Raw genomic sequence first — 11,155 nt, 5'->3', positions numbered from 1 at the left:
TAGGCAGATTGCCTCGTTACAACGGCCTCTCTAATATCAGATTACGACGTTCTTCGTGATAATCAGCGGGTAATTATTAGCACCTTTGAGCCATTTCTCCTTCGAGATAACCACGTTTTTGTCGCAGATGACATTTTCCACCAAGGAATCATCCTGTATATCACATTTTTGCATGATAATGGAATTCTTGATTTTTACGCCCTTGCCTACGGTGACACCTCGGAACAAAATGCTGTTTTCCACTTCGCCGCGAATAACGCAGCCATTGGCAATCAGCGAATTTTTTACCTTTGCTGTCTCCTTATATTGAACTGGGACCTCATCCTTGCCCTTGGTGTAGATGGAATTGTTGCCCATAAAGAGCTCTTCCCAAACCTCCGGCTGTAAAAGATCCATATTCGCTTTGTAATACGCAGCAGTCGAATCCACATGGGCTACGTAGCCATCGTGCTCGCAGGCATAGATGTTATACTCGTTTGCCCGGCGGATGATGCCATCCATCAGGAGATCCTGACCACCATGCTCGTAGGTATAACGCACCAATTCAACAAAAATGCGTTTCTCGATGAGATAAACATTCATCGCTACCTTGGAGTCATCATAAATGGCTGGTTTCTCAGCCAAATCCGTTACCAGTCCGTTTTCTGCTGTTTCCAGAACCACATTGCGGCCCGGCTGCTCTTCCTTTGCCGTGTAGTACACCATCGTGATATCCGCCGAGGTGTTCTGATGGAAGCGCAGCATCTGGGAAAAGTCTACATTGTAGACGAAGCTGCCGCTGGTTAAGAGCACATATTTCTGACTGCTGTGTTCGAAGAAATCCAGATTGTGATAAAAATTCTTCAAATCGCCCTTGCGGATACTGTCTTCTTCACTTGGGGACGGCAAGTAGAACAGGCCGTCATGACGGCGGGCCAAATCCCAATCCTTACCGGAACGAAGATGGTCAAGCACAGAACGCGGCTTATCGGGAAGCATAACGCCCACATTCAGAATTCCGGAATTCACCATGCTGGACAACGTAAAGTCAATCAGCCGGTAACGCCCGGCAAACGGCATGGATTCCACTGCTCGCCTATCCGTAAGTTCACGAATTAATTTATTATCTTCTTGAAGATTGATAATCCCCATTACATCTTTCAATTTCTTCCACTCCTTGCTGTATCTAGGCTGTATCGATAGGGAAATGCTCAGCCGGCCTGCTTGCCGCTAGCTTCTGCCATGACGGTTTCGCCTTCAGCGACTACCGTAATAGCACCCAGCTCACCGGTTACCTTGGCACCAGCTGCCACTTCGCAGTTCTGGGCCAGGATAGCGTAATCCACCACAGCGCCATCACGGATAACCGTAGAAGGCATGATGACGGAATTGGTTACCTTTACGCCCTTGCCGATGCGCACGCCCGGGAAGATAACGGAATTTTCCACTTCACCGAGAACCATGGAGCCTTCACTGATCATAGAGTTCTTTACCTTGGCATCCGGGCCGATGTAATGCGGCGGCATGGATGCATTGGAGGAGTAGATTTTCTTCTCTCCCTTGAGGTCGAAGGGAGGTTCATCCTGCAGCAAATCCATGTTGGCCTGCCAGAGGCTTTCGATGGTGCCCACATCCTTCCAGTAGCCTTCGAAGGCGTAGGAGTACAGGCGGGCATTGTCCTTCAGCATCTTCGGAATGATGTTCTTGCCGAAGTCATGGCTGCTGGTTTCGTCCTTGGCATCTTCTTCCAGATACTTCTTGAGGAAGTTCTTATTGAATACATAAATACCCATGGAAGCCAGATTGCTCTTGGGTTTAGCCGGCTTTTCTTCGAATTCTTCGATGCGGCCCGTCTTGTCCGTGTTCATGATACCAAAGCGCGGAGCTTCTTCCCAAGGCACTTCAATAACGCCGATGGTAGCCTCAGCCTTGTTCATCTTATGAGCTTCCAGCATCCAGGAATAATCCATCGTGTAGATGTGGTCGCCAGACAGAATGAGAACATACTCAGGATCTGCTAAATCGATGAAATTGAGATTCTGGTAAATGGCATCTGCCGTTCCCTGATACCAGTCAGCACCTTTTTCACGAGCATACGGCGGCAAAATAAAGATACCGCCATCCTTCTGGTCCAAATCCCAGGCACTGCCGGAAGCTAAGTAATTGTGCAGTTCCAGCGGACGATACTGGGTAAGAACACCAACCTTGTCAATACCGGAATTCGCGCAGTTACTGAGCGGGAAGTCAATAATGCGGTACTTTCCCCCAAACGGTACAGCCGGTTTTGCAATTTTTTTGGTTAGCGCGCCGAGGCGGCTGCCCTGACCACCGGCCAAGATCATGGCCAAGCATTCTGTCTTTCTCATAAAAAATCCCCCTTGGATATCATAGTAAACAATAATCTCCCCTTATTCGACTAAAGTTTACCTTTTATATATATTTTAACAGATATTCATCTGTTAGTATACAGTTTTTCCTGCTTTTTATCTATTTTTTACAGCAGAATTGAAATTGTTACATTTGTCATGCTATTATGACGCATATCATGGTAGAGACAGAACGCAACTACAGGTGATTGTTTTCCACTAACAATCAATCTCATATTATTTAATATTCGCCCTGCGGCACCAATCTCCTGCTGCCATTGCAAAAAAATGTAAATAATTTTTTATAATTATTTTTGGCAAATGTGCGAAAATTTGCATTAATAAACGCAAATTCACAAAAATGTCCAAAACAGTGTCCCCACGAACATAGCAATACTGAAACCTGTCAGTGCATTGCTTACGGCCCGACCGTTTTTCCCCAAACAAAGTCTGGCTAAAGGACGCAGTTCAAATGTCAGGAAAGACACACACATAAACATGACATGAGCGCTGTCTCCAACAAACCATTCATAAACCAGGATAAACGCCACCACAGCTATGGCCAGCATTTCCTTCGGCTGGTATACAGGAGTCTTTTGCGGATGCAATGCTTCATCATACTCCGCCCGGCTCACTGGCACGCCATATTCATCTGTCTGTTTTTCCTCATCAACAAACCAGCGGTAACGCATCTTCCTCGCTCCTTAATAGTATTTGCGGGTCATGGTCACCAGCCGGGGCAGTCTGTCATAAAGCAGCTGTCCAGGGCAGGCAGTGGAATTATAATCCCGATGCCCCACGATATGCTGGCGGTCTGGAGCAATGCCATAGTAACGACAGAGGGCTGCCAAAAGTTTTGCTGCTGACTGCATCTGTGCTGGCTCCGGTTCGTTATTGTCGAATTCGCCCACAATGTTTACGCCAATCGTATGCCAGTTTTCTCCATAGCAGTGAGCCCCGAGCATATCCATAGGACGCCCCCGCTCGATGGTGCCATCCTTGCGGATGACGAAGTGATAGCCAATGCCGGCCCAGCCGTTATTCTTGTGCCAGCGGTCAATCTCCGCTGCGGATACATCCCGATTGGTATTACCCACATGATGAATGACGATAGCATCCGTGGTTTCCCGGTTCTGCAAAGAAGAGAATTCAAAATTCGTTTCTTGAATGGGAATTCCCAGCAGCGAATCACGTCCCTCAGCGTTCACTGCACCCCCATCAGCGTTCCAGGCTGCTTCCGCTGCCTTTGCTTTCCACAGTTGAGGCAGCAGTACTGCACCAGTACTCAGCAGTATCAAGTTTTTCAAGAAGTCTCTGCGTTTCATGCCAACCATTCCAATCTTACCAAACGACGGATTATATTATAATATCTGTTTCTGAAAAATTTATGATAAATATTAAGAATACATTAGGGAATTTAGTCCCTGCACTCGCGCAAAGAAAAAGCACATCATCGCCGATGTGCTCAAGACTTCATATTGGTGGCGGCAAAGAGATTTGAACTCCTGACACTGCGGGTATGAACCGCATGCTCTAGCCAACTGAGCTATGCCGCCAAAGTGGTGGGCAGGGATGGATTCGAACCATCGTAATCCGAAGATGACAGATTTACAGTCTGTTGCCTTTAACCACTCGGCCACCTACCCATTAACGCAACAAGCGTTAAGAACAAGATATATTATATCTATATTCTCAACGCTTGTCAATAATTATTTTTCCATATAATTATTTTTTCTGCATCCAAACCGGAATATCAATGAAGTCTGCAGCCGGAGATACCGTCTGCTGTGCATCGCCATCAGCGGCAGGTGCACCCTGACTCAGATTAAGGTTCGGCATTACCGGCTGAGCAGCGGAAGGAGCTGCCTGCGGCTGTACACCGATGGTTTCCGGTGCATCAAAGCCCGTAGCGATAACGGTCACGCGAACTTTGTCGCCCATGGTATTGTCAATGGACGCACCCCAGATGATGTTAGCCTGACTGTCAGCAGCATCATGGATGGCTTCGGAAGCCTCCTGAATTTCGTACATGCTGAGGTTTTCTTCGGCACCGGTGACGTTGAGGAGGATACCACGCGCACCATCGATGCTCGTCTCCAGCAGCGGAGAAGCAATAGCTGCCTTAGCAGCCTCAATGGCAGCACCTTCACCGGAAGCCTCGCCGATACCCATGAGGGCAGAACCAGCGTTGCTCATTACGCTCTGCACGTCAGCAAAGTCCAGGTTTACCAGACCCGGCAGGGCAATCAAATCGGAGATACCTTTAACACCCTGACGCAGAACATCATCCGCAATCTGGAAAGCCTGCGTAATCGGCGTCTTTTTATCCACGACCTGCATCAGGCGGTCGTTCGGAATCGTGATGATGGTATCCACATGCTGCTTGAGGTTCGCAATACCAGATTCTGCATTGCGTTCACGCTTCTTGCCTTCGAAGCCGAAGGGCTTGGTCACAACGCCAACCGTCAGTGCGCCGATTTCCCGTGCGCATTCTGCGACTACCGGTGCAGCACCAGTACCAGTACCGCCGCCCATACCAGCGGTAACGAAAACCATATCAGCCCCGCGCAGAGCTTCCAAAATATCGTCGCGGCTTTCCTCGGCCGCTTTCTGCCCGATTTCCGGACGAGCACCTGCACCTAATCCCCGGGTGAGCTTCTCGCCAATCTGCATACGCTTCGGAGCCAAAGACTTCAACAGCGCCTGAGCGTCGGTATTTACTGCGATAAACTCGACCCCCTGCAGTCCGAAGTTTATCATGCGGTTAACAGCATTGCTGCCGCCGCCGCCTACACCAATTACTTTAATCTTGGCCAACTGGTCGAGGCCATTATCATCCAATTCAAACACAGCGTTAACCCCCATGACGTTCGTATTCTATATCCCGTGCAAACAGTAAACTGTCCACCGGGATTTCTAGTCCACACAAATATACCCCTTAATTCTACCATTTATTGGCTTATAATGCTATAACTTTCCCGAAAAAAATTAACAAAAATCATAAATCCCCATTTATGCACGAAAAAAGGAGCCAAACGGCTCCATTTTATATCACTATGATGGCGAATTCACTGCGCTTTTTCATTGACCTTCACATCCGGGTCAACCAGCTTATCTTTCAGCCGGATAAAAGGCGCGGTATAACTGAAATCCACATACTCAATCTGATGGCGGGCATGGGGCAAATTCAGCAGGAAATCCCGGGTGAGTTTTGCTTTCTCATCCCAGCGTTCGAAATTCCCCAATCGTATCTGCACGGCTTGATTGGTATAAGCCATAATGGCGTCAGGATTGGTCACATTGACTTCGGACAGATGATTCAGGGCTTCCTCATCCAACTGGGACAGGAATTCCAACACTTTGGCCACCCGCTTGTCCTTGTTATCATCCCCAATGTACATATCATGCATCTTGGTACCGGTAATCAGCGGGATGGGCATCTTCCGCAGTTTTTTATAACTGCCGATGACCTTTCCCTGCCTGTCCAAATCCAGATAGCCATACTCGCAGGCCACGGTTGCCACTGGCATCCGCTCCTTGACCTCAATCTCCAAAGTATCTGGCACGCGCCGCCGCACTACGGCACTTTCAATACGCAAATCCTTCATGAGATTTTGGGTAACTTCACTGGTCTGCAGCTGAAACAGCGGTTCGCCCTTATGCAGCCGCCCGCTGGTCAGGATATCCTCCTCATTCAGATAAGTATTCCCCGTAAGCACCACCCGCTGCAGGGTGAAAAGAGGCGAATAGACGATAATGGACATAATGCCGCCGCAGATGATGAGAAAGGCCAGCCCCTTTAGCAGGCGCCGGGGACTGCGGCGAAGCTTTTTCGGCGGCGGAAACTGGTTGCCCAATTCCTGCTCTTCTGCCTCGGCTATTTCTTTTTCGTCCATTGTTTTGCCTCCTTTCATATCTGCCAGCAAACTTCAGCCGCCGCATTGCGCGAAGGCTTTTTTAGAAACCTGCCATTTCCAAAATACGCTCACACAGTTCCGGGAATTCAATGCCCATCGCCCGGCCGGCATCCGGTACCAGAGAGGTTTCCGTCATGCCCGGTACGGAATTCACTTCGATGACATAGGGCGTTTCATCCTCGCTGTACATCATATCCACGCGGGCTACGCCCTTGCAGCCACAGGCCGTGTAGGTCTTAATTGCCAATTCCTGCATTTCACGGGTCTTTTCTTCGCTGACCGGCGCCGGAATGATATGTGCAGAAGCACCTTTCGTGTACTTGCTGTTGTAGTCATAACGGCCGGAAGTCGTCGTGATTTCGATAATCGGGAAGGCTTCCTTCTTATCTTCATCACCCCAGACAGCAACGGTCATTTCGCGGCCCTTGATGAATTCTTCCACCAGGATTTCGTCATTGAAGGAGAAGGCTTCCTTGATGGCCGGTGCCAGTTCTTCCTCTTTTTCCACGATGTACACACCGATACTGGAGCCCTGCGAAGCAGCCTTAACCACTACGGGCAGGCCGAACTCAGCCAGGATTTCGCCAGCCAGGTCACGCTTCTGCTCAAAGCTGTTATAGGTATGGCATTTCGGTGTGGAAATCCCTTCACTGATAAAGACTCGCTTAGAAGCAGCCTTGTCCATGGTGATAGCCGCCGCCAGCACGCCGGACCCCGTGTAGGGAATGCCGAGCATATCGAGCGTTCCCTGCAAGAGGCCGTCTTCACCGAACTTGCCATGCAGAGCATTGAATACCATCTTAGCGCCGGCTTTCTGAATGTCCATAGCAAAGGTCTTGGGATTGAGTTCCATGCCCTCAGCATTATAGCCTTTTTCCTTGAGAGCATCCAAAATGGCCTTGCCGGTACGGCGGGAAACTTCGGCTTCGGTGGACGTACCACCCATAACTACTACGATTTTATCCTGCTTCATTGTATCTTAATCCTGCTTTCCAATCTTACTTATTCAAGAGTTCCACTAATTCTTCGCCAGTTTTGTAGATGTCACCGGCGCCCATGGTGATGATTAAGTCGCCGTCCTGGGACTCGCTTTCCAAATACCCGGCCAGTTTTTCCCGCTGCGGAATGTAAATGACATCCTGACCGGACTGCTTGCGCACTTCATTGAGAATCGTCTCGCCGTTAATGCCCTCAATCGGCGCTTCACCGGCACTGTAGATATCCGTGAGAATCAGCCGGTCTGCAGAGACAAACGCCTTGCCAAATTCCTCATGCAAGAGCTGTGTGCGGGAATAACGGTGCGGCTGGAACACGCATACAAGACGCTGCGGATTCAGTTCCTTGGCTGCCTTGAGCGTCGCAGCAATTTCCGTCGGATGATGCGCATAATCGTCAACCACCCAGACGCCTTTCGCTCTGCCCTTGGTCTGGAAACGGCGCTTGGCACCATGGAATGCAGAAAGACCTGCCACCAGTTTCTCAAACTCCACGCCTATGGTAAGTCCCGTCACGATGCAGGCCAAAGCGTTGAGCACGTTATGACGCCCCGGGATGTTCAGGGAAACATGGCCCAGCAGTTCCTCACCATGCACCACGTCAAAGGCAATGCCTTTGCCATTGGTCTTGATGTTTTTCGCCATGTAATCGGCCTCATGGTCAATGGCATAGGTATAGAACTTGCGGTCAACGACCTTGGCAATATTGCGCAGGTTCTCGTTGTCGAAACACAGTACCGCCCAGCCCGTTTCCTTGTCCACATTCTGAATGAACTGCGTGAAGGCCTTGATGATGTTCTCCATCGTGCCATAGTGGTCCATATGGTCATCTTCCACATTGGTGACCACGGCGATATGCGGATGGAGTTTCAGGAAGGAGCCATCGCTTTCATCGGCTTCGGAGGTCAGGTATTCACTCTCGCCCAGAATGGCATTGGTGCCGAGGTCCGGCATTTCGCCGCCCACAACAACTGTCGGCGATACGCCTGCCTTGGTCAGCGCCACGCCAAGCATAGAAGTCGTCGTGGTCTTGCCATGGGCACCGGCTACCGCAATACCCTTGTACTCATTGACGAGCGCCGCATTGATATCGGAGCGGTGCAGCTTGCGGATGCCGAGGTCACGGGCCGCGAGCACTTCCGGGTTGTCAAAGGGAATGGCCGTGGATACCACAATGGCATCAGCACCCTTGACATTTTCGCCCTTCTGGCCGTCCAACGTGATTTTTGCCCCCAATTTCTGGAGGTTCTGAATCACTTCCGAATCTGCCCGGTCGGAACCGGTGACTTCATAGCCCAGCTCCACCATAATCTTGGCCAGCGGGCTCATGCCGGCACCGCCAATGCCTACAAAATGAATTTTTTCAATATCCTTTAGCTCTTTCAGCCGTTTCATTTAGTCTTTCTCCCCTGTGTCATATCGATAACCATTTGCGCAATATCTTCTGCCGCCTGCGGCTTGCCCAAGGATTTGCTGGCCGCTGCCATGGAGGCAAGTTTCGCATCATCAGCCAGCAGTTCCTGCAGGGTACTTTGCAGGATGTCGCTCTTAAGCTCGCGGTTCAGGATTACTTTTGCCGCCCCGGCCGCTTCCAAGGCTCGGGCATTGTGTTCCTGATGATTCTCGGCCGCATAGGGATAGGGAATCAAAATCGCCGGAATCCCCCGTGCGGTGAGTTCTGCAAGGCCTGTCGCTCCTGCCCGGTAAACCACCAAGTCTGCCATAGCCATGGCCTGCGGCATATTGTAAAGGTAAGGCTCCACCTTGATGTTCGGTGTTTCGGCTAAATTTACACCTTTTTCAGCCAAATTCCCGATAATATCCTCATAGTCCAGCTTGCCCGTCACATGCAGGTACTGCACCTCACGCTGTTTGGCCGCTTCAACGAGAACATCCACCATGGCATTATTGATACTGCGGGCCCCACGGCTGCCGCCGGAAATCAGCACCGTCTTTTTCGCCGGGTCAAATCCAAAGGCCTTAGCCCCTTCCTCCCGCGTTGCCGTAAGCACCGCCTTGCGGATAGGATTGCCGGTGCAGACAACCTTGCCTGCCGGAAAATGTTTCTCCGCTTCCGGCGTGCCCGCCGCAATGCGCGTGACGAACTTGGCGAGGATTTTATTGGTAATCCCCGGCACCACGTTCTGTTCCTGAATCAATGTCGGAATCCCGAGCATGCTGGCCGCCATAAGCACTGGGCCGCAAACATAGCCGCCCGTACCGATAACCGCATCGGGCTTGAACTTCCGCACTACGTTCATAGCTTTAGCCACGCCCACAGCCGCCAGTCCTGCCCGCACAAAATTAGCCGGTGACAGGCTGCGCTTAAATCCCTGAATATCCACTGTAGCAAAAGGAATATTTTCCTTCGGGATAATATCGGCTTCCAGTCCTTTATGCGTACCGACGTACAGGAAGCTGGTATCCGGATATTTTTCCTCAATGGTGCGCATAATGGTCAGCGCGGGATAAATATGCCCGCCGGTACCGCCACCGGAAATAATTATCTTCATCTTCATCCCTCTTACAACTTATTTACTAAATCCTTGAAGTTACGGCCGCGTTCTGCCATGCCGTTGTACATATCGAAGCTGGCACAGGCAGGCGACAGCAGTACCACCTGCGGTGCTTTGGCTAAGGAATGCGCGATTTTGACCGCTTCTTCCATGGAAAAGCCTGCGCGATGAATATGCTCAGCAGGATAGCCGCTCTTTAAGGCTTCCTGCTCAAAACGGTCAGCGGCAGCGCCAATGAGTACCATATCCGTAACACGCTCTTTGACGCGGGTCAGGAAATCCGTCAAATCCGTCATCTTGTCATCGCCACCTGCCAGCAGCACAATGCCGTTGTCAAAAGTTTCCAACGCCTTGATGGCCGAATCCGTATTGGTGGCTTTGGAGTCATTGTAATACTCGACCCCATCCAGCGTGCGAACGTATTCAATGCGATGCTCTACGCCGCGGAAGGATTTGAGCACCGGCACCATTTCTTCTGCCGTGCAGCCAGCCAGGAAGGCCGTCATGGCTGCAGCCAAGGCATTTTCCACATTATGGGCACCCTTGATGCCCAATTCGCTGATGGTGCAGAGTGGATAATCTTCCCCATTCCAGGCAATGGTCAGCATATCGCCTTCGAGGTACGCACCTTCATGGAGATGCACCTGACGGCTGAAGAATACCACATGGGCACTGGCGCGATTTGCCATATCCTTTACGCGCTCGTCATCATAGTTGAGCACGAGGAAATCCTTGCCCTTCTGCTGGGCAAACATACGCTCCTTCATGCGCTGGTATTCTTCGATGGAACCATGGCGCACGATATGGTCGGGGGTCACATTGAGGACCGTGGCCACATGGGGATGGAATTCTTCGGTGACTTCCATCTGGTAGCTGGAAATCTCAGCGGCAATATAACCGTCCGCAGGAATTTCCAAAGCCACCTCCGACAGGGGCACACCGATATTGCCGCCTACGCCGACTTTATCATAGTGGCTTTCGAGCAGCAGACCGAGCAATGTAACCGTGGTAGTCTTGCCATTGGTACCGGTTACAGCGCAGATAGGCGCTTTCTTGAGCCGATACGCCAGTTCCACTTCGCTGGCCACCCGGATTTTCCGTTTGTAGGCCTCCTGAATCAAGGGAATACGGGCCGGTACCGCGGGGGAAACAATCACGAGGCTCACCCCGTCCAAGAGTTCTTCCGCCTGTGGGCCGAACACGCAGCTTACGCCCATGTCCCGCAGTTCTTCAAAATCATCGTCCAAATCCGCTTCGTTCTTGGCATCACTCAGTGTAACCTGCGCGCCTAAACGGCGGGTGATTTTTGCCGCTGCAAAACCGCTGATGCCAGCGCCGATAATCAGTACCTTTTTGCCCGTTAAGTCCATGGTAAATCCCCC

The 11,155-nt window shown here is 50.8% G+C and carries 10 protein-coding genes and 2 tRNA genes; all 12 read right to left on the bottom strand.

Translation table 11 applies throughout. The annotated features are described in order from the left end of the window. Positions 1-36: 36 nt before the first annotated feature. Positions 37-1,143, bottom strand: a complete 1,107-nt coding sequence (gene glgD, locus P157_RS0104730) for a glucose-1-phosphate adenylyltransferase subunit GlgD (protein WP_026759989.1) — start codon at positions 1,141-1,143, stop codon at positions 37-39. A gap of 47 nt (positions 1,144-1,190) precedes the next feature. Further along, positions 1,191-2,345, bottom strand: coding sequence for a glucose-1-phosphate adenylyltransferase (locus P157_RS0104725; protein WP_026759988.1), 1,155 nt, complete (start codon positions 2,343-2,345; stop codon positions 1,191-1,193). A 353-nt stretch (positions 2,346-2,698) separates the two neighbouring features. Then, entirely contained in the window at positions 2,699-3,037 is a 339-nt protein-coding gene (locus P157_RS0104720; protein ID WP_026759987.1) for a hypothetical protein, read from the bottom strand. A gap of 12 nt (positions 3,038-3,049) precedes the next feature. Beyond that, on the bottom strand, positions 3,050-3,670 hold the full coding sequence (locus P157_RS13885) for a peptidoglycan recognition family protein (RefSeq protein WP_037353011.1): 621 nt from the start codon (positions 3,668-3,670) through the stop codon (positions 3,050-3,052). Between the two features lie 154 nt (positions 3,671-3,824). Then, a tRNA-Met gene (locus P157_RS0104710) sits at positions 3,825-3,901 on the bottom strand. A 4-nt stretch (positions 3,902-3,905) separates the two neighbouring features. Then, positions 3,906-3,991, bottom strand: a tRNA-Tyr gene (locus P157_RS0104705). 79 nt (positions 3,992-4,070) lie between these two features. Further along, the gene (ftsZ, locus tag P157_RS0104700) at positions 4,071-5,195 is read right to left on the bottom strand and encodes a cell division protein FtsZ (RefSeq protein ID WP_026759986.1); all 1,125 of its coding nucleotides are present in this window, start codon (positions 5,193-5,195) and stop codon (positions 4,071-4,073) included. Positions 5,196-5,413: 218 nt separating this feature from the next. Next, positions 5,414-6,241 carry a cell division protein FtsQ/DivIB gene (locus P157_RS0104695; RefSeq protein ID WP_026759985.1) on the bottom strand — a complete coding sequence of 276 codons (828 nt, stop codon included), beginning with the start codon at positions 6,239-6,241 and terminating at the stop codon, positions 5,414-5,416. Between the two features lie 61 nt (positions 6,242-6,302). After that, positions 6,303-7,235: a D-alanine--D-alanine ligase family protein gene (locus tag P157_RS0104690; RefSeq protein WP_026759984.1), complete on the bottom strand. Its 933-nt coding sequence runs from the start codon at positions 7,233-7,235 to the stop codon at positions 6,303-6,305. A gap of 25 nt (positions 7,236-7,260) precedes the next feature. Then, on the bottom strand, positions 7,261-8,652 hold the full coding sequence (gene murC / locus P157_RS0104685; RefSeq protein ID WP_026759983.1) for a UDP-N-acetylmuramate--L-alanine ligase: 1,392 nt from the start codon (positions 8,650-8,652) through the stop codon (positions 7,261-7,263). After that, positions 8,649-9,770 (bottom strand): undecaprenyldiphospho-muramoylpentapeptide beta-N-acetylglucosaminyltransferase, encoded by a 1,122-nt coding sequence (gene murG, locus P157_RS0104680; RefSeq protein ID WP_026759982.1) that lies wholly within the window; start codon positions 9,768-9,770, stop codon positions 8,649-8,651. The genes murC and murG overlap by 4 nt, the downstream gene beginning before the upstream one ends. 11 nt (positions 9,771-9,781) lie before the next feature. Next, entirely contained in the window at positions 9,782-11,143 is a 1,362-nt protein-coding gene (murD, locus tag P157_RS0104675) for a UDP-N-acetylmuramoyl-L-alanine--D-glutamate ligase (protein WP_026759981.1), read from the bottom strand. Positions 11,144-11,155: the final 12 nt, after the last annotated feature.

The sequence above is a fragment of the Selenomonas ruminantium AC2024 genome (assembly GCF_000687995.1).
GTDB classification, from domain to species: Bacteria; Bacillota; Negativicutes; order Selenomonadales; family Selenomonadaceae; genus Selenomonas_A; species Selenomonas_A ruminantium_B.
The sequence above is the reverse complement of the archived record's forward strand: the minus strand, read 5'-3'. Positions and strand labels throughout refer to the sequence as shown.